This window comes from Leptospira wolffii serovar Khorat str. Khorat-H2, assembly GCF_000306115.2.
In the GTDB taxonomy this organism is placed as follows: Bacteria; Spirochaetota; Leptospiria; order Leptospirales; family Leptospiraceae; genus Leptospira_B; species Leptospira_B wolffii.
Map to the genome: position 1 here is coordinate 770,417 of NZ_AKWX02000020.1, position 24,211 is coordinate 794,627.

18 protein-coding genes and 1 pseudogene are annotated in these 24,211 nt (G+C 45.7%); 12 read left to right on the forward strand and 7 right to left on the reverse strand.

The window, feature by feature from the left end; translation table 11 throughout:
• The 5 genes and pseudogenes from LEP1GSC061_RS16885 to murB form a co-directional block, all read right to left on the reverse strand.
• Positions 1 to 1,536 carry an Lcl domain-containing protein gene (locus LEP1GSC061_RS16885; RefSeq protein ID WP_016546012.1) on the reverse strand — a complete coding sequence of 512 codons (1,536 nt, stop codon included), beginning with the start codon at positions 1,534 to 1,536 and terminating at the stop codon, positions 1 to 3.
• Between the two features lie 283 nt (positions 1,537 to 1,819).
• The gene (locus LEP1GSC061_RS21955) at positions 1,820 to 2,272 is read right to left on the reverse strand and encodes a TetR/AcrR family transcriptional regulator (RefSeq protein ID WP_232218505.1); all 453 of its coding nucleotides are present in this window, start codon (positions 2,270 to 2,272) and stop codon (positions 1,820 to 1,822) included.
• Positions 2,273 to 2,536 (reverse strand): annotated as a pseudogene (locus tag LEP1GSC061_RS22055) (TetR/AcrR family transcriptional regulator); the annotation flags it as partial. It lies immediately after the preceding gene.
• Positions 2,537 to 2,871: 335 nt separating this feature from the next.
• A complete protein-coding gene (locus tag LEP1GSC061_RS16905; RefSeq protein ID WP_016545994.1) occupies positions 2,872 to 3,453 on the reverse strand; it encodes a TetR/AcrR family transcriptional regulator in 582 nt (193 codons plus the stop codon).
• A gap of 10 nt (positions 3,454 to 3,463) precedes the next feature.
• Positions 3,464 to 4,483, reverse strand: coding sequence for a UDP-N-acetylmuramate dehydrogenase (gene murB / locus LEP1GSC061_RS16910; RefSeq protein WP_016546731.1), 1,020 nt, complete (start codon positions 4,481 to 4,483; stop codon positions 3,464 to 3,466).
• A 44-nt stretch (positions 4,484 to 4,527) separates the two neighbouring features.
• Here murB and LEP1GSC061_RS22025 point away from each other — a divergent pair, with 44 nt between their 5' ends.
• Positions 4,528 to 4,653: a hypothetical protein gene (locus tag LEP1GSC061_RS22025; RefSeq protein WP_016546261.1), complete on the forward strand. Its 126-nt coding sequence runs from the start codon at positions 4,528 to 4,530 to the stop codon at positions 4,651 to 4,653.
• Between the two features lie 25 nt (positions 4,654 to 4,678).
• Here the strand turns inward: LEP1GSC061_RS22025 and hflX are convergent, their stop codons facing one another.
• The gene (gene hflX, locus LEP1GSC061_RS16915) at positions 4,679 to 6,394 is read right to left on the reverse strand and encodes a GTPase HflX (protein WP_198014284.1); all 1,716 of its coding nucleotides are present in this window, start codon (positions 6,392 to 6,394) and stop codon (positions 4,679 to 4,681) included.
• Between the two features lie 394 nt (positions 6,395 to 6,788).
• Between hflX and LEP1GSC061_RS16925 the strand changes: the two genes are divergently transcribed.
• The 11 genes from LEP1GSC061_RS16925 to LEP1GSC061_RS16975 all read left to right on the forward strand — a co-directional run bounded on the left by LEP1GSC061_RS16925 (position 6,789) and on the right by LEP1GSC061_RS16975 (position 18,252).
• Positions 6,789 to 8,093 (forward strand): HEAT repeat domain-containing protein, encoded by a 1,305-nt coding sequence (locus LEP1GSC061_RS16925; RefSeq protein ID WP_016546328.1) that lies wholly within the window; start codon positions 6,789 to 6,791, stop codon positions 8,091 to 8,093.
• A gap of 293 nt (positions 8,094 to 8,386) precedes the next feature.
• The gene (locus LEP1GSC061_RS16930) at positions 8,387 to 9,004 is read left to right on the forward strand and encodes a hypothetical protein (protein WP_156844574.1); all 618 of its coding nucleotides are present in this window, start codon (positions 8,387 to 8,389) and stop codon (positions 9,002 to 9,004) included.
• A 156-nt stretch (positions 9,005 to 9,160) separates the two neighbouring features.
• Complete coding sequence (locus LEP1GSC061_RS20890; RefSeq protein WP_016546620.1) at positions 9,161 to 9,787, forward strand: hypothetical protein; 627 nt, start codon at positions 9,161 to 9,163, stop codon at positions 9,785 to 9,787.
• 63 nt (positions 9,788 to 9,850) lie between these two features.
• On the forward strand, positions 9,851 to 10,630 hold the full coding sequence (locus LEP1GSC061_RS16940) for an inositol monophosphatase family protein (RefSeq protein ID WP_016546548.1): 780 nt from the start codon (positions 9,851 to 9,853) through the stop codon (positions 10,628 to 10,630).
• Positions 10,631 to 10,755: 125 nt separating this feature from the next.
• Positions 10,756 to 11,460: an MgtC/SapB family protein gene (locus LEP1GSC061_RS16945; RefSeq protein WP_016546679.1), complete on the forward strand. Its 705-nt coding sequence runs from the start codon at positions 10,756 to 10,758 to the stop codon at positions 11,458 to 11,460.
• A 206-nt stretch (positions 11,461 to 11,666) separates the two neighbouring features.
• The gene (locus LEP1GSC061_RS16950) at positions 11,667 to 12,764 is read left to right on the forward strand and encodes a sensor histidine kinase (RefSeq protein WP_016546277.1); all 1,098 of its coding nucleotides are present in this window, start codon (positions 11,667 to 11,669) and stop codon (positions 12,762 to 12,764) included.
• A gap of 24 nt (positions 12,765 to 12,788) precedes the next feature.
• Entirely contained in the window at positions 12,789 to 13,409 is a 621-nt protein-coding gene (locus LEP1GSC061_RS16955; RefSeq protein ID WP_016546384.1) for a hypothetical protein, read from the forward strand.
• Positions 13,410 to 13,574: 165 nt separating this feature from the next.
• Complete coding sequence (locus LEP1GSC061_RS16960; protein WP_016546162.1) at positions 13,575 to 14,498, forward strand: hypothetical protein; 924 nt, start codon at positions 13,575 to 13,577, stop codon at positions 14,496 to 14,498.
• Positions 14,499 to 14,840, forward strand: coding sequence for an STAS domain-containing protein (locus tag LEP1GSC061_RS16965; RefSeq protein WP_016546458.1), 342 nt, complete (start codon positions 14,499 to 14,501; stop codon positions 14,838 to 14,840).
• Positions 14,841 to 14,849: 9 nt separating this feature from the next.
• Positions 14,850 to 15,287, forward strand: a complete 438-nt coding sequence (locus LEP1GSC061_RS16970) for an ATP-binding protein (RefSeq protein WP_016546542.1) — start codon at positions 14,850 to 14,852, stop codon at positions 15,285 to 15,287.
• Positions 15,274 to 18,252 (forward strand): PP2C family protein-serine/threonine phosphatase, encoded by a 2,979-nt coding sequence (locus tag LEP1GSC061_RS16975; protein WP_016546297.1) that lies wholly within the window; start codon positions 15,274 to 15,276, stop codon positions 18,250 to 18,252. Before LEP1GSC061_RS16970 ends, LEP1GSC061_RS16975 begins: the two co-directional genes overlap by 14 nt.
• Before the next feature lie 51 nt (positions 18,253 to 18,303).
• On the opposite strand, the gene LEP1GSC061_RS16980 is transcribed toward LEP1GSC061_RS16975, so the two are convergent.
• Complete coding sequence (locus LEP1GSC061_RS16980; protein WP_016546353.1) at positions 18,304 to 24,207, reverse strand: carboxyl transferase domain-containing protein; 5,904 nt, start codon at positions 24,205 to 24,207, stop codon at positions 18,304 to 18,306.
• Between the last annotated feature and the right edge of the window lie 4 nt (positions 24,208 to 24,211).

Consider the following 24,211-nt stretch of genomic DNA (forward strand, 5'->3'; position numbering starts at 1 on the left):
TCAATCGCTTACGCATAAGACTTCGTATCCGAAAGTCTTATCGTATTCTCCTATGGTTCCGTAGGCGAATACCACCGTTTGGCCCCAGGCTTCGTTCGGAGTGTGAATTACGGACGGAGTCGAAGTCCAAGTCGCGTATGTGATAGGATTCGGAAAGGCGGTCGAATTAATATACGGAGCCGAGCTTCCTTCTTTTAAAGAATACAATTCCGTAATATTCGGGAGTCTCCAATTCTGGCGCGCATAGTAGCCTATGCTGGAGCCATGTAAGGTATTTAGATAGGCGCAGGCATTCAGTGCATTTTCCCAAGTATAATTGAGTAAGGCGCTTCCGGAGCAATCGGAAGCCGTTTTTCCTTCCCAGCAGGTTTTCCAATTTAATCCGGTGGAAGAATCCGAGGTCACTATATCGGAAGTATAAGTTCCATGAGCGGTCGGACCGGTATAAGTTTGGCTTCCCGCCGAGGTTGTGCGACTTCCGGTAGTAAAAGTTCCTTGTTGGCTCATCGTATTTCCCGCTAAATCGCGTAACGCGGTATTCGGGATCGTCCATCGAATCTGGGAATTTTCGGGAAAATAAATCCAACTTACCGTGATGACTAAGGTCTGAGAATCCTGCCAATCGTAGACGGTTCCCGAATTCGGAATCGTGACCCAGCCTGTTCCGTTATTGACCTCCGTAGTCATGGACATTGTGGTTCCGGTGTCCATTGGTTCCCCGAAGTTCAGAGTGATCGCTCCGGGAGAAGGGGAAATTCCCGTGGCGCTGTTACTTGGATTCGTAGAGTAAACGGAAGGCGCCACGGTATCCACGACGATACTCGCGCTCGATACGGTGGATACGTTTCCCGCTTTGTCTCTGGCTTGGAATTTGAAGTCCGTGGTGGTATTTGCCGATACGTTGATCGGAGTGGAATATTGGGTTCCTACATTGATCGTTCCTGTGGGACCGTCTATATCCGGAGTAGAAGTGTCCGTGACGAACGCGATTTTATCGCAACCTACCGCGTTGTCCGTACAGGTCAAAGAAACGCTTTGAGCCGAATTATACGAGCCTTCGCTCGGAGATGTAGCTACGCTGGGCGCTGTATCATCCCTATCGATTCTGAAAATAGCGGATCCGGTATCATCTTCCGAATCCGTCACGCAAACGCGGATATAATTCGCGCCTACCGATAGGGAAGATGCGGAAATATTGGATGTGTTTGCCGCAAATGCCGTGATCGTGCCTGAATATAAGGATGTTCCATCGGAACAACTGGTGGATCCTGCTAAAACGGAATAGGACCCGTCACTATCTGAGCTCCAATTTAAAGTGGAACCCGTAACCGCTCCTGAATTACCACTCACATACGCAGTGCTAAAACTTCCGATAATTCTGGGGCCGGGAACGCAGGCTTCTAATTCTCCCAGGACGCAACGTAATAGATTCGTTTCCCACCAGGCTTTAGAATAGGGAATCCCGGGATTGTTGACATTGACGGGAGTGCAACAGGCCCAAAATAAAAGTATGGATAAAAGATAGCGCAACTTCACGATAATTCTCGCTGGAACGAAATGCCCGATTCGACCGTCTTAGGGGACGAATTAATAAATAATTTCTTTACCAAAAGGAAACGTCTCATTTCCGGTATCTTTTTCAATACAATTATACCATCCTCGATTCTTTTTCGGACATTCGGGATGCCGTATCGAAAGAATAAGAGCAAAAGAATGTATAGTATCCGGGATCTATTTGGGGATAAAAGAGAGCTTATCTAGCTTTAGATTCGATTTATTCGCGGAGGAAAGTCCGAAAACCTCCTCCACGATTCACCGCTTAATGCCTTTTGGGCTGTTTATCTTTTTTTCTCTGGGTAGGATTCGGAGCCGAGATCTTAGAAAAACCGTCCCAGAGCATTTCTGCGGATTTTTCTAGCACCGAATCGTTCAGACTTCTTTCTCCCACATACAATCTTAGGATCCCGGAAAAGGAACCTAAGATGATACAGGGATAAATGAAATACAAGTCGTCCTTTTCTGTCGAATAGGAGAAGTAATTATTGATCTTGGTTCGAAGTTTATCCGCTTCCATAAGACTCTCTTCGTCCAAGAGGCTTGAGGAGAGGTTGCGTTCGATCATGGTGAATTGATCGAATTCTCTCTGAGAAAAGAAACGTAAACCTTTCCAGAAGGTAAAGAATCGTTCTCTATGAGAAGTTTCTTTCAGTAGGCCTTCGTCCAAGAATTTTTCGAAATCTTGGATACATGTACGAAATGTTTCGTTAAACATGTCCTCCTTATTCTTAAAATGTCTGTACAAGCTTCCGACTCCGACTTTCGCATGAGCGGAAATTTCGGGGATTCTAGTCTCAAAAAAACCTTTTTCCGAAAAAAGTTTAAGTGCGGATTGAATAATTCTCTTTCGAGATTGTTCATATTTCCTTTGGTGCTTTTGCATTCTTTCGTTCCGTTCTTGCGGGAGCGGATCATGATTTTCTGTGAGCTGTGGATCCGAGGAAAGGAGCTGGGATTCAGATAGCATTTTGACTTCCATTCGGTTACCCTTTTCATATATTTTTCTCGCGTGAGCCTTTTTGTGTTTATAAAGTACAGGCAAAAAGAGTCGGTTAACGCTAAATGCTGTCAAATGAAAGATTCCGGTCCCGCCGATTTTATTCTTGGTAATTCGGAATCGGAATTCATATTCCGAAAAACTACTGGACCGAAAACGATTTATATCGATAGCGAACGTATTCCCCAAAAGGTCAATCGCATTTTTGTAAATAAGGAACTCGTTTTTACAAGAAGAGAGAAAGAGAATAAGGAAGCCGGATTTTGAGATTTAATTTTAGTTAGGTTGATGAGAAGAAGGGACCGATTTGCTAGTTCTTATTTTTCTAGGGCCTTCCATAATGTTGAGGCGGCTGCATGAACGGTTTCTGGAGTGAGTTTTATATATCCCCCTTGGGACATTTTTACCATTCCTACGAACCCTCCGTAGCATAAGGAGACGAGTTCCATGGAGCCGAGATCGGAACGGATCTCTCCTTTGGATCGGGACTGCTCTAAAAACATGCAGATGAATTCCATGGTTCTAGCCGTAGCATTCTTACTTTCCTGATCGAGATAGGGAGAATGATAATGTAGCTCCAAAAATTCGAAAGCATCTGGATAGCGATCGTAGAAACCGGCTAGCGCCTTCCAGAGGTGAAGGAAGCGTTCCTTTGCCTTAGCTTTTTCCGGAAAACCTTCCGCCAAGGTCTCTCTCAGTTTATTTTTCCAGAAGCGGAAGAGTTCGTTTACGAGTTCTTCTTTGCTTTTATAGTATCTGTAGATGGTTCCGGCACCTATTCCCGCGTCTTTGGCTAGATCCGGAATGGGCGTTCCTTCAAATCCCTGCCGAGTGAATAATCTCAATGCAGAGCTGAGAATTCTTTCTTTTTTGTCTTCCGGATCTCTGACTACGGCCATAGAAAATTCCTTAAGGTACGGTTCCGAAATATTCTACTTCTCTTTCGAGAGATACCCCGGTCTCTTTTCTGACTTTTTCTTGGACAATAGAAACGAGACTATTTACGTCGGAGGCTTTCGCTCCACCCGTATTCACGATAAAATTGCAATGCTCCGGAGAAATCTGAGCGCCTCCGATTTGTAATCCTCTTAAGCCCGCGGAATCTATAAACTGCCAGGCCTTCCTTTCCTTGCCTTCCTGGTCGTAGATTTTCGGGTTCTTAAACATGGATCCGGCGCTTTTCTTATTTTGAGGTTGGGAGGAATTGCGTTTATCCCTTTTTTCCTTTAGAGACGCCTCGATCTCGTCCGGATCTCCCGTCTTTAGTCGTATGGTAACGGAAAGAATGATAGAATCCTTTTTTTGTAGGAACTCGGTGAACCTATAACCGTGCTTGATTTCCGAAGGGGGAAGTTTGTGAATCTGTCCGTCTCTCAGAAATTCCACTTCCTGGATGAGATCGAAAAGTTCTCCCCCATAGCAGCCCGCATTTTGGATAACCGCGCCTCCGGTCCATCCAGGGATCGTACTTAAGAATTCGGCTCCCGTATATCCTTTCTGGGAAATTTGTCGGAAGGTGGGAGTGGTATTCGTTGCCGCTCCGATCTGAAAGAGCCCGTCTCCTAAATCCCGGTATTCCTTAAATTCTCCGGAAAGCTTGAATACGATTAAATCGTCGGGATGATCCGAAATGAGTACGTTGGTTCCTCCACCCAAGATTTTCCAAGGCAGGTCCAATTTCTTGAAAATCGAAAGAGCCTCCAAGATTTGTTCCGTGTTTTCCGGTTCGATTAGAATGGGACAGATTCCGCCGATTTTAAAAGAGCAATGCACGCTTAAGTCCGAGTTTTCTCGGAAGGGGAGGCCGCTTTCGGAAAAGGCTTCCTTCGCTTCTCGGATCTGAGTGTCGGAAAGAGGATTCACTTTATTCAGGTTCCCGTGAGCAAATTTAGCGGCAAGAAAAAAGTCGGGATCGGAAAAAACGCTCATGCCCCGTAAAAACCGGTCCGAACATTCTCTTAGGAGTCGGAAGAATGTTTTATCTACTCTTACAGTCCGTTTATCAAGACTATATTTCCGGAAGATCCGATCGGGAGACTTACGTCAATTCCGTGATCCGTTTGGCCATGGACCAGGAGAAACTTGCGGGTCTGGTTTGATTCGCGTAGATTCGTACAAAAGAGTCTAAACCAAAGTTTCTTCGGCAGTTTCTTCGAATTCCGCGTCCTCTTCCCAGAGTCTTCTTTCCTGTAATTTCGCTTCCGCTTGGGAATAGATTTTTTCCTCGATGCGAGCCAATAAATTGTCCAATCCGAATCCTTTGATTGCGGAAACATAGATCGTATCCGCATCCGCTTCTCTCAAGAGTTCGTTTCTGGCCTCTTCGGGGAGTCCGTCAATTTTATTAAAAACTAATATTCTTGGAATATCCGAAAGTCCCAAATCCTCTAAGATCGTCTCGACAGCTTCCATCTGCGTTCTGAATTCGGGGTTGGATATGTCTATCACATGAAGAAGTAGATCAGAGTCTCCCAATTCTTCCAAAGTGGCCTTGAATGCGTTCGAGAGTTCGGGAGGAAGATCGTGTATGAAACCCACGGTGTCCGATATGATGATCTCTCTTTCCTCCGGAAATCTCATTCTTCTCGAAGTCGGATCTAAGGTAGCGAAGAGTTTGTCCTCTGAAAGCACCGAAGAATTTGTCATCGCGTTCAGAAGGGTGGACTTGCCTGCGTTCGTATATCCTACGATGCCGCAAACCGGGATTTCGTTTTTCTTGCGACGTCTTCTTGCGACTTCTCTTCTTTTCTTTAGGGACTTAAGTTCCTGTTCGAGACGGGAGATTCTTTCTTCTACTCTACGTTTGCCGATCTCGAGTTTGGTTTCTCCCGGTCCTCTTCCTCCGATTCCTCCGGTTAACCTGGACATATTATCGTCCAATTCCGAGAGTCTGCCTTTCAAATACTTTAATTGCGCGAGTTCCACCTGCAATTTACCGTCTCGGCTCTTGGCGTTTCTTGCGAAGATGTCCAGGATCAATTGGGTCCTATCTATGACTTTTAGGTCGGCGTAATCGGAGATTTTTTTGGCCTGGGAGGGAGAAAGCTCCAGATCGAATACAAGAACCTCCACTTGTTTTTGAATGGCCTTTAGCACTATCTCTTCTAATTTACCTTTTCCTAATACGGTCGCGGGATCCAGACGATTCTTGCGTTGGATGAATGAATCGACCACATGTACTCCCGCCGACCTGCAAAGCTCTTTCAGTTCCGCTATAGATTGGGAAGGTTGCCTTCCTCTGATTTGCTCCGGATAGACTCCCACTAAAAAGGCCCGATTTTCCTTTTGTGCGCCTTTTAAATTACGGCGATAACGAGCCATTCTGCCTTCTATCTCCTGGATTTCCTCCAGAATTCCTTCCGATAATTGGCCGGGATTCCTTTTAGGAAGAATTGTCCAAGGTTCGCCTTCCTCGTCCTCGGGATTTACATGAGCGGAATAATAAGCTTTCGGAAGACCCTTATCGTCCACGGTGACCGCGGTTATATAATCCAAACGTAATAAAGCTAAGTCCGTAAGGTCTTCCTGGTTCAGGGACTCGTCTTTTAGATGGCTGTGTACGAGTCGGATGCCTCTAAGCCTGGCTTCGGACGTACGAATCCTGTCCAGCCAAGGGATATCGATGGAACTGTCAGAACCCACGATCACATGAGTCACGTAACCGTTTCGATCGATCATGATTCCGATCTGTCTTGATATTTCTAGGGATAATTCTGTGAGTGTTCTGGAAACTTCGGGAGTGACGATCACATTCTCCCGTATTCTCCGTTCGGAGAGCTTTTTGAGTCTTTGGATCTGGTTGGACTTTAAACCGGAAAGGTTACCGCTGAGCTTACTAATAAATCTGTCTCCTTCTTTCCTTAAAAAGGTAACATTTCAGGGGGGCCGAGTCAAGCAGTTCCGACACGAGCGCCCGATTTAGGGATGCGGATTTTTTTCCGTATTTACTCTTTTTGAAGAACTTTTGTAAGCGATTTGTTTTATGAAGAAGGGACTCAAGAGAGACAGGACCGTGGAGAAAATTGGAAATTGGTCTAGGATTTTGAACAAGATACGGATCGAAATTAAGAGTTTTGGAAAGAAATTATTCCTTTCAGGCAGGGGTTTATCGGCAAGAATCGACGTAATTCCAAAAAAAAGGTCATCGACCGATAACGGATGGTCGAAAAAAAAGAATAGAGGCGAGAAGGGGAGAATGTTTCCTGGACCCATGCTTGCTTTTCGGCTAAAAAGAATGCATTTGCAATTGATCCTTCGCTTAATGTTCTCCGGGCTTTTTACTGCCTGGTTTCTAATGTCCGTTAGCTTCTCTCTTCGGGCCCAAACCGCAGCGGATCCGAATTCTCCGGAAGTCTCCTCTCCGGAATCAGGGACTCCTTCGGACCAAGATCTTCCCGAAAAACCGGAACCGAAGAAGTCCAAAAAGGCTCCCGTAGACAAGGAAACGAAAAAATACAACGATCTATTCAAGAAAGGACTGCTCGCTGTATTCGAAGCCGAAGCGAGGAGAGATCTTCCGAAATTAGGTAGATTCGGGGCCACTCATCCTATTCCCAGAGTAAGAGCAGCGGCTGCGTTAGGGATAGGACGCTTGGAAAGCAAGTCAGGCGCAAAATATCTCCATAAGATGATCGATCGCGACGGAGAACAGGTAAGGCAAGCGGCCTATAAGGGACTGGCACAGATAGGTTCCCCTTCTTCATTAGAATATTTTTATGCAGGAGCAAAGTCCTCCGATCGAGAGATTCGAGTCTCCTCTTTCCGCGGAATGGGAAAAACCTTGGACCCGGGCGCCCGAGAAGTCCTTCTGAAAAAAGGAATCACTTCCGACGACAAGGAAATCGTGAAGGCTTCCATACTCGGACTGGGATATTATCAGGTTCCGGAAGATATCCGCACTTTTATCGATTATTTGAATTCTCCCGACGAAGAATTCCAGAAGGCGGCGGTCGAGGCCTTGGGCAGACACAAGACTCGCACTTCCATGAAGATACTGGAAGATTCCTTCGATCAGAAGCAAAATCTTAGAGTACAAATTCTGGATACTCTCACCGAGCAGAAGAATTCCTTCGCCGTTTTTGCATTACTGAGGATTTTGGACGCACATTCGGATTCCGAAGCGATCGTTTCGGAAATCAGCGCAAGGCTCTATAAATTAAAAGCGTACGGAAAGTTCATGACCGTAATTTCCGGTCAGGCACCTTTGATGAAGGAACCCTATGTAGGAGCTTCTAAGATTCGCGATTTGGAAAGCGGAGAAGTCGGTAAAGTCTTAAGTAAGAGTCCAGTCGCCTATATTATCAATATCGACGGAGAGAAAATCGAGGACTTCTATTATAAGGTGCTTGTGAATACGAAATACAAGGACGCATTTACCGAAACGGTCCAAGGTTGGATTTTCGGTAAATTTATCCGAATTCGTACGATTACCGCTCCAAAGCCCGAAAAGAAAACCAAACGGCCTTCCATTCTGGACGATGTGGAACCTACGAAATCTCAGCCTCAGGCGGACACTTCGGACGAAGACACGAATCTTTAATCCGAATTATTTCCGTATAAGAAATCTTCCCTCCAAACACCCTACGTGAAATGAGGATACCGGATGTATATAGAATTTTTATAATATACGGCGTTCTTTTCTTGTCGCTTACATGCGACGGAGGGAAAAGTTCGAATACCTCTTTTGAACCGAAGCAAGTCGGTTTTGTATTTGCAGATCGACTATTCTGCAGAGAATATCCTAGCCGCGATTCCAAAATCAAAACCTCTTTCGTTTTTGGACAAATTATCGCTCTCAGTGAGAAAACCGGTATTAAAGAAACGATCGATGGAGTGGAAGGTGATTGGTATCGGATTTCAGACAAGTCTTGCTGGTTATTTTCAGGGCATCTACGTATCGATTCTCCCCCTGATCGATTTTTGAATCCGAAGCAGATCGTATGCAATTTGGGCTCGGAGTACTCGGAAGGATTCAAACCTTTACTCGGTTCTTACAACTTCTTGTCCGTGGAAAGATTGGACGATTGGGCTAGAGAAGGAGAATACGGAGAGAACGATCCGCCGGGACAAGAAGTCGTTTTTGTAACGATCGGTAAATACGAAAAGAAAGGGAACGAGTTTTTTCTGAAAGGAGAAAGGACCGCAGTCTTCGTAAATTCCCGATTCTTACGTTTCAGAACGAAACTGTTTTACGCAAAGAATGGAGGATTACATTTAGTTCTAGTTTCCGACGAAGCAGGAGAATATTATAAGAATCGGAAGTCTCAAGGAGATCGGAAATCCTCGGTCGCTTATTGCAAAAAATTCCAAGATTTCCTTCCTACGCGAAAAACGATCTTCTTTGAATATTATATAGAAACGAAAATAGAGCCGTCCTTTCCTTTAGAACCGCTCCAATGTGCTAATCAATCCAGGGCTGCTTATTGTTCCGGTTGGAATATTAGTGAGTGACAATCGAATACGAGGGAATAAATTCTCCTAGCGCTGGGATGAGGTTCGCTTGGAAATTTCCCAATTTCAGTCTTTAATCGATTATTTTTTCGTATTCTACCCGCATTGTCGTCGGCAAGAACGGATTCCGGATATGTTTAGGATCGGAGTTCTACCGTGAAGAAGCAAACGATCGAAGAGAAATACAAGAAATTATACAAGGACTTGAATTTCGAAAGAGCCGGACTGTTTCGTCTTTTGCGGGATATGTTGGGCAGCGGTAACGTGGTTTATCCCGGAAGCGGTATCCATATCACTCCCTCTTTTTACTTTCGCTCGGTTACTTATGTGGATTCCAGAGACGAGGTGGAGGAATTCTTTTCGGATCCGTCTCTTATTCGATCCGTAATAGATTCGGAGAAGAATTATCGTGAAGTTCCGGAGATTCGATTCTTCCAAAAGGATTATCTTTTACGGGATTTTCAAATAGAAGGGGAGTTCCAACTCTTGCTTTGTCTTCATGCTCCGTACTGCTTTCCGAATTTTAGAAAGAACCTGCCCGTAGGAGCCCATTATCTTACGAACGATTTCCAAGGTTCGGCTAGATCCGCTTTGGACTGCGGCGATCTAAAATTAAAGCACAGGATTCGCTATTCTCCCAAGGGTTATCAGATTCTTAACGATGAGATCGAATCGGAGTCGAAGAATTCCGATAAGAAGAAGAAATCCTCCGGCTTAAATCGTAAGAATGACGGCATGGAGATTTCGGACAGGGACGATTACTTTCTATTCTCCGTAATTTGAGTTTCGACGCTAGTATTTAAAATCCTTGTTTCCTCGCGCGAATTCCGGATTCTTCCAGAATCGATGTCTATCAGTTCCGAAATTCTAAGCACATTCGTTTACGCCTCTAAGCAAGCGGGAACCGCGATTCTGGAGTTATTCGACGGTAAATCCAGTTTCGACTTAAAGGATCCCATGCAGGTTCTGACGGAGGCGGACTTGCGTTCTCATACGATCCTGAAGGAAATTTTGGAAAAGGAATTTCGCGGGCTTCCGCTTATCATGGAGGAACAGCAGAATTCGGAGCCTTTGCCCCAGGATTATATCGTTTGCGACGAACTGGACGGAACTGCTCTATTTTCGAGAGGGATCGGAGAATTCGGCGTGATACTCGCTCATGTGGAAAAAGGCAGACCTAGAGAAGGGTGTATCTATTTCCCCGCTTCCGAAACTTTTTTGACTTCTTCTCTCGGCGGTGGCGCTTTCGTGAACGGGAATAAAATTCTCCCGAATAAGACGGGAACTTTGGAATTATCGGTTCTTTCATTAGAAATAAATAATACGTTTCGGGACGACGATTTTGCCTGGATCAATCGAGTCTCCAAGAACGTTCTAGCTACCCGGGCTTTAGCGGCTACGGGAGCGGGCTTTCTGGAACTTCTACAGGGAAAAACGGATTTGTTCATGAATTTGAGCGGTGCCAAGGTTTGGGATTTCGCCGCCGGAATTTTGGCTTTAGAGGAAGCCGGAGGGTTGGCCTTGGATAAGAGCGGAGAGCCCTTGGTTTGGGACCGCATCCGGATGAGCGCGGTGATGGGAAGGAATCCTGAACTGGTAAAGGAACTCTATCGTTTCCGGCCTTGATCTCTTAATTTTTCGGAAGAATTATTATTCGCTTTTCACGATTTCCAGCGGAACGATTTTTTGGTACAGGTAGAGAGGACTTTTCCTCGACTGTCGAATCTTAAGGAAAGAGGGGCTAAGAGTAGATGCAGGAACTCCTACAAATTCTGGAATCCAAAGAGATCAGCGCCATCACCGTTTCCATCCGAGTGTTCTTGATTATCGTCTTTGCCGGCGTTATCGGTTGGAACCGGGAGCAAAAGAATCACGGTGCGGGTTTCAGAACCCATATCCTGATCGGATTAGGATCCACGATTCTCATGTTTCTCTCCATCTATGTTCCGGATTCGGATTCTTCCGCTACGACGGGAGATCCATCCCGTATCGCCGCCCAAGTGGTATCCGGAGTCGGTTTCCTTTGTGCAGGTGCGATCATTAAATCGGGGATGACCATTAAAGGTTTGAATACGGCTGCCTCTATCTGGGTGGTATCGGCTATCGGATTGCTGGTGGGTTCCGGTTTATACTTCGCTTCTTTTCTTACCACTGTGGTTACTCTCATTATCTTGATCGCATTCGACCTGGTTGAAGATAGGTATTTCGGTAAATTCGAATATAAGGTTCTCATCCTAGATCTAAGGCAGAAGAAATTCCATAAGAAAGGTTTTCGGGACCTTTTGGTCAAAAATAAACTTCGCTTAGTCTCCGAGTCGTTTATGCAGGACTTTCAAACGAAGAAAGCACAGATAAAGCTTACCATTGCGGTACCTAGGGAATTCGACATTCTTAAGATCGTGGACGAGATCCGGGATTTATCGGACGTTACAAAGATAAGCATCGAGACTCCTTAAGTGTGAGAACGGGTAACGTATTCACGGATTGAAATATATTCAACGGAAACGGGCAAATTTGAGGCGAAACTACAGCGCGTATTTTAAGTTTGAATGTGTCCATGTCGGAAACTTTCCTGAGAAAAAAAATTAGCTCGCGAATTCACGTATCTTTTAGTATACTCCCTTATCGAAATTAAGGTCGATATTCTGCAGGATTGAACGAAATGAAAAGAGAGAATCGGGTTGCGGAGATTTTTCAGGATGAGGAACTTTTAAGAAAGGTCATCGATTTTATCCCCTGCCCGTTCGGAATCTCCCAAGGAGAACCGGTAGACGAGGATATTCTTTACTTGAACCGGGCATTTCGCGAAGAGTTGGGATACGGATATTCCGAACTTCCTACCGCTAGAGAATGGTTTAATACCCTTTATCCGGATCCGGAATACAGACAAAAAGTCCTTAAAGATTGGTACGACAAGGTCGAAAAGGTAAGGCAGGGCGGCGGCGAGTCCGTTACGGCTATCGCAAAGCTTCGTCTCAAAAACGGAGAGGATAAATGGTTCGAGATTAACGCTTCTCTTTTGGATAAATATTTCGTCGTGGCTTTCAAGGACATCGACGAGGTCTATCGCCAGAAAGAAGAATTGCAAAGACGCAACGATTTTAAGGATCGTATTCTTTCCGTTTTAACCCACGACCTAAGAGCCCCTCTGGCCCAACTCGGCGCTTTGGCGGAACTCATGTCCGTTGCGGATTTTTCTCCCGAACAAATGGACGGGTTCTGCAAAAAAATTACCAACGAAGTCAAATCGGTCTCCGACTTCATCAACAATACCGCACATTGGGCCTCGGCTAATTTCGGTTATTTGAATATTCGAAAAGAGTCTTTCGATGCGGGCGAATTATTCGACGAGATGATCAAATATTACGGGGCGGTGGCGGAAACAAAGAACGTAAATCTTTCCTTGAACGTCAAACCGCCTTCCGTCCTGAGTACGGATAGGGAAGTGCTGAGGATCATACTTAGAAATCTTATTTCCAATGCAGTTAAGTTCACTCCTCCCGGTAAAAACGTGAAGGTCACCGGAGATTCGGACGGTTCCGCATTCCGTTTTTTAGTCGAAGACGAAGGCATGGGGATCGACCCGGAACACCTTAAGGAGTTGAAAGAGGGTAGACTTAGTTCTCGACTTGGAACCACTAGGGAAAAAGGATTAGGGATCGGACTTTCCATATGTTTCGATATGGCCAAACGTTTGGACGCTCGCCTGGATTTTGAGAGCGAACCTGCGAAAGGCACGAGAGCCATACTCCTAGTTTGATAATCGATTTGTAATATTTCTAGAATGCCTTTCCATAATCGAATTCTCGCAGTGTTCCTCGCTTCCTTTCTTTCCGGATGCGTCTCCTTCTATTCCAATGTCTACGTAAACGATAAATATAAGGGAGATACGGAATCATCCGTCTTGATTCTGCCTTTCGCAGATAGAAATGAAGGAACTTTTTCCGGCTATTACCCGGAGGCAGGCAAGGTTGCACAAGGTTATATGGAAAACGAACTCTTGAATCTGGGATATCAGGTTCGCCACTTGGAGGGGTTGGTTCCTCCTACGTCGAATCGTCCGGAATCGCCGGATTTATTCGACCTCGGTCGAAGAAGCGGGGCTAAGGTCGTAGTCATAGGTATCGTTACTTCCTATGTACAAGGTTTTGCGACTCACCCGCTCAGCCAAAGGATCGAGCATGTTCGTTTCGGCTTTGAGGCGAAGGCGATTCAGGTAGAAACCGGGACGATTCTTTGGAAAGTGAGCGCATATAAAAAGGATGAAGGAATATTTTCTTATACTTCTCCCGTTCAAAATTTGGCGGCGGAAGTGATTCGGTCGGTCGCGGCCGAAATGAGATGGAAAGGAGCCGGCGTCAAAGAGAAGAGTCCGCAAGAAAGTAGAACCGGTTCTCAGTATTAAGGATTTATGTCGCAAGCGAGAGTATGCGAATTTTCGGATCGGAATTTGCTATGCTTTTTGAAGGGATAAACGAAGATGCTGCACTGGAATCCTTTGAATTTCGCCTAACAAAAGATTAAAAAGGCTTAATTTCGGAGTCCAATCGATCCAAAGATTCCTCTGACGATGGCCGAAAAAAGAACTTCAATCCCTCAGGATCTCGCACAAGAACTAGTAAAGACAATCCGCCTTCTCGCTATGTCCGGCAAAAAGAATTTTAGAAAGTATCTCTTCGATCCTTTCGTTTACGCCGGTTGGGAAAAGGAAAAGTCGCATTCTGCCTTGGCGGCGAGTAAGATGATCGATAAGATCCAGGAAGATTCGCGGAATCCTTCCTACCTCCATACCATTCCCCACCATTGCAAACGTCTAGTTTCGCAAGGATTGCAGGAAAGTCTCTCCGCGCTCGGAGATTCCTGCATATTCTTCCTGGAAAAGATGCAGGAAGACCCGAATATATCCTTCTCTCCCGAAGCTTTGGAATTCGTAGGAGTATTAGAAAAGCCTTTAAAAGAATTCGCAAAATTAACGAGTAATAATAATGAAAAGCTTTTCGAGGATTCCATCCGAAATTTTTCGAAGGAAGAATTGAAATCCGCTTTCGAGCCCGTTAAACTGGACGGGACTCGTCAAAAGGTGTATTTGGATACCGAAGTTCATACTCTTTATCAGCAGATCTTGGCGGCTGCCAAGGTGAACAATCTTGTCCGTTGCAAAAAACTACTTTCAAGATATCTGATCAATTACAGCGATTCGGAAACTTATAGCGAACAGGAAGTGGAGAATCTTCTGGACGCTCTTGGTAAAAGGGAGAACGGTTTTCGTGAAACTTTAAAAGACTCCCTGGCGATCGAATTGTACTACACGATCACCCGAGGTATCATGGAAGGAAACGCCAAGAAGGCGATCCAAGGGATACGCAAATACGCGCACATATTCGAGGGAGATCCGAATACAAAGTATTATTACGAAATAGACGCTCTGGAGAGAAAGCTGTATGCGATCATCCAAAGTAAGGATTTAATGAAGGAATTAAGGAAAGGTATGTAAATGGCAAACCTCACATTCAACGAAAAAGTGGACGGAAGTAGACTGATCCTAAAGGTAGCGGGGGAGATCGACGCAAAGACGGCTCCGGATCTGAAAATCAAGCTGGAGGCGGCGGTAGGGAACGGAATCAAAACGATCGTATGCGATTGTTCGGCTCTGACTTATATCGCGTCCGCAGGAATCGGAGTATTGAACTCCATTCAGAAATTTTTGAAGGATAAATCCGGCGAGATCGTATTCTGCAGTCTGAAGAAAGAAGTCAAGGATACGATGGAACTCATGTACTTCACTAAAAAGGTAAGAGTGTTCCCGACTTTGGATGACGCATTAGGCGGAGTTTAATTATCCTCGATGGATTTTTCCCGGGAAAGGGTCTTATTTTACTCCGTGGATTTGGACGAATTGTCCAACATCCGTTCGGAGGTGCGCGAATTTCTGGGAGAAGAATGTCCCGATCTGATCAAGGGTAGAATCGTATTCTGTTTGGACGAGGCGATGACGAACGTTATCGAACACGGATTTTCCGGACCGAACGATTCTAAGATAGAGCTTCGGATGAAGCGAAACAAGCGAAATTGGAAATTCTCCATTCTAGACGAAGGCGTTCCCTTCGACCCTACTAAAGAAAAAAGCGAAACTTGGAAGGAATTATACGAAAGCGGCGCAGACGGAGGATTCGGACTTCGATCCATTAAAAAAGTCATGATCGTTCGTTACCAAAGATTGAAAAATCCGCCGCGCAATAAACTCACCCTGATTCATACGAGAGATTCAAATGATCAAGAATAAGATTCTGAGAGCCGTACTCCCCGGTATCCGGGCGAAGCTCTCCTTTTTTACCGCTTTACTCGTGATTTCCATTCTGGGTTTCACTTCTGTGATTCATTATTCCCAGCAGACCGAGGCCCTGGAGGAGAAGCTCGATTCCGAAGTTAAGGCTCCTTTGGAATACGTCAACTCGGTGGTCTTGGATTTGGAGAATCTAAGCCGAAGCTTGATTTTAGTAGAGGAATTCAAGGTCCGAGTCAAAGAGAAGAAGAAGCAACTCAGCAAGTTCAAGAGGACCGTCGTCCAGAAAGAAGGAGGCTTCTTCGGTGCCTTGAAATCGTTCGGACAGTCCATAGGGTTGAACGTAAAACGCGGAAATGTTTATAAATCCGTGGATACGTATTTTACTCGTTATCTTTCCGAGAAGGAAATCCAGGATTTCGAGACCAAGGTCAGAAACGAATTAAGAAAGGAGAATGGAGCTCCGATCGATAACCCTGTCTATGAAAGGATACGCAGCATTGCGGAGAAAACCGCAGTAGCTAGAATCGGATCCGAATCCGCAAGAACAAGAATCGAAGAGATAGACGAGGAACTCAAGGCCCTGGACCAGGAATTGGCTAAACCCGATCTGGATCCTAAAAAGCAAAAGAGTTTAAGTTCCGATAAGGATAAATTGGTAAGAGAAAAGGGAGTTTCAGAAAAGGCGATTCCGGACGGAGAAAAGAAAGCGGCAGCCGGAGAAACCGCTCTTACCAAAGCATTACAGAATTTCTTTAGAGGTTCTTTCAAAGATAGAATTTCCTCCTTGGGTTTACTTCCGGATAAAATTCGCATTCTCGCTTACGATAGGGAAGGAAAGCAGACTCTGGATACGGGACTTCTATTTTCCCAGAGTTCGGAAACGGGAAAAAAGTTATTCGCTCTTTCCGATTTCGAAGAAAGTAGGAAGAGCCTTTTCGGAGATTCCGACGTATTGGAAATCATCCGAAGTAAGAACGAACCCGAAAGTTTCGAAGTGGGAGGAAGGCAATACGAGGTGATTTATCGTCCCGTATTCAGAAATCCGAGCACCGCGGAACGATCGCTTTCCTTGACGAGAGAGATCTCCGAAAATAAAAAGCGTTGGAAAGAATTCCTGGAAGAGGATCGTAAGATTTCCTCGGAGATTGCGGAAATTTCTCAAAGGCTGAAATCAAGAATGGCGGAGCTGAGGAAAGACGGTAAGGCCAAACCCTCCGCGGATAAGGAATTCAAGAATCTCGCCTTGGCATACCGCCAAATGCTCAAGAAACGCGAGACCAAGCTGGATCAATTGCAGCCTTATACGTCCGATTTCGAAAAATCCGAAAAGAAATGGGAAGAGGATAAGGCTGCTCTTAAAGCTAAGATAGAATCGAATAGCAAGGAAATTTCGGAATGGGAAAAGATGCTGAAATTCCCTCCTAAAGAAGGGCAAAATAAACTCTCTCCGGAAGAAATCCAGGAGAAGATCCGAAACGCCGAAGCTATTCTGGAAGAATATAAGGATTCTCTAATTCGTATGGACTCCACCAAGGGGGATTGGAGCCAGGAACGGCTGAGGCTGGTCGTTGATTCGGTTTACGGTTTGCGAGAAGCCGCTCTGGAAGATTTCGCATTTATTCCTTTCAAGACGGGGCCTTCCGGAATCCGCAAGTATTATAAGGAAGAGTCGGAGCGCAAGGCGGTGCGCGCAAAATGGAAGCTTCTGAGAGAATGGATTCTTTCCGGAAACTCGGAGACCGAATTGCCCAAACCTCCTAAAGGGGTTTCTTGGGATTCTGGGATACTAGTTCGTAGTCGTAGCGAAGTGGAGGAGATCATGTGGGCCATGGACTCTTCTCCTCTGATCGCCTCCGGAGAAGAGGAAGGAAAGGGTCTAGTCTACGATCTATTGCGTAAGGATTTGTTGGGATATAATATCATCGTCATAGATAGGACGGAAGGCGTGCGTCAATTGCGGAGTAACCGCGAAGAGATGATTCGTTACACAGGCATAATCGGAATCACTGCGATTCTTTTAGCTTACGGTCTTGCATGGTTGGTCGTCAGAAGGATACGCGCCATTAGTCTGAATGCGGAGAAGATAGGAGAAGGGGACCTGAACGTCCAATTTCCGCCCGCGGGTTACGACGAGATCGGAGTTCTTAGCGAATCATTGAACGATATGGTTCACGGTCTGAAGGAGAGGGAGGAAATGAAAGGGGAACTCCTTGCGGCCGAAGAGATCCAGAAGCGCCTTTTGCCCGAGAAACTTCCTACCAGCCTGAACGATTTCGTGGAATTCGGGGCATTTTATAAGGCGATGACCGGAGTGGGCGGCGACTATTACGATTTTATTGAGTTAGGAGGCGGCAAGATCGCCATCTGTATCGGAGACGTTTCCAATCACGGTGTGGGTCCCGCTATCGTGATGGCCCTTTTCCGCGCTCAAATACGGGCCATTCTTCGGAAAGGAGAAAGGGATCTGAAAAAAATTCTCTTGGAAGCGAACGGCTATCTTTACGAGGATACTCCCGATCATATTTTCATTACTTTCTTTTTGGCCATATTCGATTCCAATACCTCCAAGCTGGAATATATTTCCGCGGGACACGTTAAGCCTCTTTTTTATGACGCATCCGATCGTAAGATCAAGGAGCTGCCTGCGGGAGGCTTGCCAATCGGAATGGATGAGAATTCGTTCTTCGAAACTACGATAGAGAGAAGGGTACTTACTCTGGATTCGGGGGACGTATTTTTCGAGTATACGGATGGTTTGGACGAGGCAAGAAATCCGAACGGAGAGATGTATACCCGGGAAAAGTTAGCCAGACTACTGCATGCTAACGGAGAAAAGAGACCGGAAGAATTGATCAAGACCGTCGTATCGGATGTGGAAGCGCACACTCAGCAGGATCTGGGCAAAGCGGGTCTATCCCAATTGTCCGACGATATCGCAATGATTGCCATTCGAAAAAGATAAGAGCCCGGCCGAGTCTACGGCTCGGACTCTTTTAGGCAAAGATCGAGAGTTCTATGGGAGGATAAGGTCTTTCCATTCTTCTTCGGAATTGCCGGAAGTCGTGTAAATCGGACCGCGGGAGTATTTCTCCCGCAAGGATCTCCAGGCTTCCGTTTTTCTCTCAGCTTCCTTCAGTCCAGACTCCACGATCTCTCTTAGATCGGAGATAGAGGAGAATACTCCGTCCAGTACTCCGGAAGATTTTGCGTCAGCGTCGGCTCTGGATTTTTTTCGGAAATCGTCGAAGAATTCGTTTCGAAGCATTTCTATCTCTTCTTCTTTTCCTTCCTTACGTAATGTGGAAACCTTTGCTCCTTGGAATAGATCGAAAGCGGAATTAGAGCCCATCACGGCTAAGGTCGCATCTGCTAATGAATAATAGGCGATTCCAGGTCTAAGGAACCCGCTGAACGCGTGGATTTGTCTGCCTCCGTAATTTTGTCTTAAGACTAAAGACAGAACCGGTATTTTGGAGAGGACGTTTACGTCCAAGGATTCGCCTCCGATTTGTTGGATTCGGAGTCTTTCCTGTTTTGTACCCGGAACGAAGCCGGGCGCATCGGAAAGCATGAGTAACGGTATTCCGTGCTTTTCAACGAATTCGGTAAACACTCTGAATTTTTCCGTTCCGGGAGCGTCCGGGGATCCGCCTCCTTTGGGTTGATCCGCGATGACCGCTACGGTTTTTCCTCGTATTCTTCCCAGGCCCGTGATCAGACTCGAACCGGGATCCCAGGGAAAAAATTCCAGAAAGGAATTCGGATCAAAGATTTTTAATACGACTTCTTCCTTCATGTCGTAGGAACTGGAAATCTCCGAAGGAAGGGAGATGGGAGAATTGTTCGTCTCACTATTACCGATCTCCCTTTTTTCCATTAGGTGGAAAAACTTCGCGACCGTCTCGTATGCGCTTTCTTCGTTAGGTGCCGTGAAGGTGGCCCACCGCCTAGCATTTTCTAAGATGCGTTTGCTTACGACGCTTTTACGATCTTCTCCCTCTACCAATAGCCATGCGTCTCCTCCCGCGGCGAGTTCAGGTATGCGTAGGCCGTCCGGATTCTTGACCATATGGAGTCTGATTCTATTAAATTTTTGTAACTCTTTTTGGAAGTCTCTACGGGGCCTGAGAGAATCCGAATCGTCTAAGTGGGAACTACGGAACCATTTATTTCCGTAGACTAGGAGTAGATTGGATCCGGTTTTTTCCGCGATTTTCAGGGACTCTTTCGCTTTGATTATGCACGGAAGAGAATGGAAACCATAGCTGGTTCTAGGGCCCATGACTAGAACGGGGCTATCTCCGAATCTTGTCAGACCCGTTACCAAGGATCCCGATCCGGAGTAATTTTCTTTTATCGCTAAAAACGTTTTATAATCCGAGTTTCGAAGGATTTCATTTTCATCCAATACGCACCATTCTTCCCTGGGGGAATTGTGCTGCGGTTCCGTTTTAGAGATATGGGAACCTAATAAGGAATCCTGAATGCGCCTCAGATACCAGATCAATTGTACCTTATCGTTCGCGACTAAGTCGGCGGTTCCCGTTGCCTGTCCCATGATCCTTGCCCCGCCGATTTCGAAGTTGGTGAATTTCTCGCCGGTTACGGATTCTATTACGGAAGATCCGGTTAGGACTCGATACGATTCCTCTTCGTTGAGGATAATCTGAAGGGATGCCTGAGAAGATCCGTATACATCTAGCCCCGTAGAGGAACCTATGCCTACCGCGACTACGAAACAATTCTCGGGTTTTTCCCCGGACGAATAGACGCGGAATTCGGATCCGTATTCTTTCTCTATGTCGGAACAAATTTGTCTAAGTATTGTATCCGGATGGGATTCGATTGCCGCTCGAAATTCCGAGACTTCGGATCTGGAAGTTAGAAGGGAATTCATAAAGAATCCTTCCGCGGCTCGATTCAAGGAAACCATTCCTTCTTTGATATTGGCTCCGGCTCCGTCGTTCCAAACGTATAGAGGCACGTCTTTTCGATACGCATAATATGCCGCGGCTATGTACTTCCTTCCCTCTAAATCGCCGGTGGCTCCTCCAGCCACTCTGGAATCTTTGAAGAAGCATACTGCGGATTTCCCTCCGATCCTTCCCGAATAAATCTTGGCTCCTGGTTTATGTTCTTCCTCCAGACCGGTTTTCGGATTCCTTTTAAGAATTCCGTCGGCGCCTTTGACAAGAATCTCTCGAACGGAATCCCTGTCGAAGACTAGATCCGCCCAGGATTCCAGAGGCCATTTTCCTTTTTGAAAGAGCGCTTTATCCTTGGGATCGGAATGATTTCCGTAAGGAAATTTAGGATCGCCCGGGTAGACCACATCCATTCTCAGCTTTCCTTCCTTAAAAAAGAAGGAAAGCGTAACGATTTCTCCCGTATCCTTACTTAGGAAATCCATAGTGAATTGGCTATACAATCCGTGTAGAAAGAAACGAACTACGGATCCCGCGGATTCCATTATATTATTATAATTGAATACTTCTTCGTCCTCGGATCCTAGATCGAATTCGACGGGAGTTTCGCTCACTAACACTTCGAATCGGAAAATATCCGCCTTTCGGAGCGCTTGCGCTCCTTGTAGAATGCAGGATCCGTTTTTGGCGACCGTTTCCAGGTCGAATCTGGAGATTTTATGTCCCGGATCGGAAAGTAAGGCGGAGAATAGGATGTATTCCTTCTCATTCTCCTTTTCTATTATATAAATATAATGTCCTTTCGCGGGAGAAAAGAGCCGTTTGATATTTCCCTTTTCCTGCCAATATTCCAGTTTCCTTTTTATTTTGGAAGAGAGAGAGTCCGATATCCCTTCCGGAATGAGAGGAAGCGGATTGCCGAAGGAATCCAAAAAAAGGAACTCCAATCTTTCCATCGCTTCTTCCGAAACTAGGGACCATGGATTTTTCACGAATCGGATATAATCGAATACATGCTCCCTAGAAATGGTTGCGTCTCCTCCTTTGAATTTTTGAGGACGATTCCCTCTTGCTGCGAGAATTCTACGCACCGTTTTTTCTAAAGAAGTTTCCTTTTCTCTTTCTTCCAAGAATAAGATACCGTTTAAGGCAAGATCCACGGAAGGCGTGGGAGGAGCGTAAACGGAAAGTAGTTCCAACATCTTAGCGAATACTTCCTTACCTTCTCTTAGATTCGCGTAAGCGCGTACAAGGAATAGAAACGCTTCTTCTTGGTCCTTGGTTCTTCTTAACGGATTCCAGGATTTGACTCCGTAATAATGAAACGCGTTGGATAGCAGCTTCTTGGTGGTTTTGGGAGGATTATAACCTTCCGTATCCCATTGGGTAAGCAATCTATGGATTTCTCCGTAATGGGAGAATTTGGTCCCGGGATCCGAGGAGAATATTCTTCTAACCAATACGTGAAACTTTAGGATCTCTATGTAGAAATTTCCCCAGGACTTGTTTTCGGAATCGGAACCATTATTAAAATGGAATGTTTTTAGTAGCGAATCGATTTTTGCCGCAGTATCTTGTTCTCTTAGGGTTCCTAAAGACCAGGAACGGAGTAATTTTCGTAATTCCTGAGGGCTTTGGACGGATTCAGGAAAAACCGTTTTAGCGTCGGATTCAGGCTCTAAGATAGAAAGAGATTCCCAAAGGGATTCGGGTAATGCGCTTTTATTGGTGAAATCGGATGTTTTGGAATCAGAGACTACGGATTCTATTTTTGCAAGTATCTCTCCTTCTGCAAAGCCTTTACCGAGTACCATTCCGGATGCGGTGACTCCTCGCACTAATTTGCCAAGATCTCCGTGTTCCGCCAAGAAAGTTAGAGTCCCGGAACTCGGAGCGCATAGGACGGTTTCCATCTTCATTGCAGCGATGATCAGAATAGGATCCCCTTCTTGTATCGGGGAACCTTCCGTCCAAGCAATTTTAGTATTAGGATCTTCGCATATTTTTACGAAAGTCCCTTGGAAAGGAGAGCGTAAGAACCCGGCCGAATCGGAGTCGGATCTTTTGTCTTTGGAATGAACGGAAAAACGGGAATATCTTAATTTTCCGGTTCCATCGGGAAAACGTATCGAATGGAAGGAAGGTCTTCTGTCTATACGGACAGGAACCGTCCTGCCCCGATACTCCGCCAAAAATTCCTCTCCGGATTCTCCTTTGGATAGGATTCCAATTTTACCGTAGTCCTTTCCGTTCAGTAGAATTTGATAAGAGTTCGTCGAAAGACGAAAGAGCTTTGTCTGAAAATTTACCGTTTCAGATTTCAATTCGAATTGGTAATCGGAGTATTCGGATTCTTGGGAATGCAATAGTTTTGCTAGATCCCGTCCTCTCAAGGATTCGATCCGATCGTTTTCAGTAATGCGAAGACATTCGGCCAGAGAACAATATAGGGCCGCCTCTTCTTCCGATTCGGAGTCGGAACGAGTGAGTTCAGGATGATCGAGTAATATTCGGTTATCGTAATTTCCCTTCCGAAAGAGTTCATGTCTTATTAATCCGATCAGTTGCTCTATGTTCGTCGTGATTCCTCTGACATAAAGATCGGAAAGAGCTCTTTCCATTCTTAGAAGCGATTCTTCTCGGGTTGTGCCGGTTGTGATGAGTTTTCCGATCATCGGATCGTAATCTCCGAGCACACGGTCCCCTTTTCTGAATCCGAAATCGCAACGTACTCCGTTGAAGGTGGGTAATTCCAGATCCTTTATCTTTCCGGGTGAAGGAGAATAATTTTGAAACGGATCCTCCGCGTAGATCCTACATTGGATAGAATGATTTCTGTCCGAGAATCTTTTCCTTACGACGGAGTCGTAAGGGATCTCCTGCTCTCTTCCGTCAAAGAGTAGAATTTGCCATTTGGCCAGATCGATACCGAGGGATTGATCCGTGACCGGGTATTCCACTTGGAGCCTAGTGTTCATTTCTAAGAATCCGAAGTTTCCGGTTTCGTTATCCAGTAGGAACTCCACGGTTCCCGCGCCGCAACCCTCGGAATATCCGGAGATATGTGCGATTTTTTCGGCGGAAGATAAAAGCTGCAGTAGAGTTCTATCGTCTAGAAACGTTTCTCCGCTTTCTTCCACCACTTTCTGGTTTCTTCTTTGGACGGCGCATTTGCGTATGCCGACGGCCGTAGAGCTAAAGATCTGTACCTCGAAATGAGCCGGACGCTCCACGAATTTTTCGAAGAAGTAAGTGGCATTGCCGTAGGATTGAATGCCGATTCGGACGGCGCTTTCTACGGCGGGAAGTAGATCGTTCCTGTTACGAACGACGACCATCCCTTTTCCTCCGCCCCCGCTATCTAACTTGATTATCAGTGGATAGCCTACTTTTTCAGCTTCCTGTAATATCGTTTCTTGGTCTCCGGACACGGGACCGCTCCCCTTAAAGAGGGGAATTCCGTTTTCCGAGGCGAGCTTTCTCGCATCCAGTTTGTTTCCGACCTTCCGCATCACGGAGGCTTTGGGTCCCATAAAAATTATATTTTTATTATATATGAAAGAAGCGGCCTCCAGGCTTTCGACGAATCTATAATCCTCGGACAGAAATCCGTAACCAGGGTAGACTGCGTCCGCTCCGGATAGCAAGACCGCCGCTACGAGCGTCTTTGCATCCGAGTAACGGTCCGATTCTCCGATATATACGATTTCGTCGGCCGATTCGTACCAGGATTGTTCCTTGTCCGGATTCGTTACGACGGCTACTGAACGGATACCTTCTTCTCTCAACGCGAGGAAGAATCTTTTCGCGATTTCTCCCCGGTTTGCAACGAGTACTTTCTTTAACTTTCCCTTTCGGTCAGCTACGGACTCGTAACCTTCCTTTCGGTTTGGATTTAATATTTTTAGCTCCCGGATGATTGCGTCTATTTCGGGTAGACTGATATTGCCTTCGATTAAGGATTCCGGTTCCGGTTTTCTTGTTGGGATCATTCGC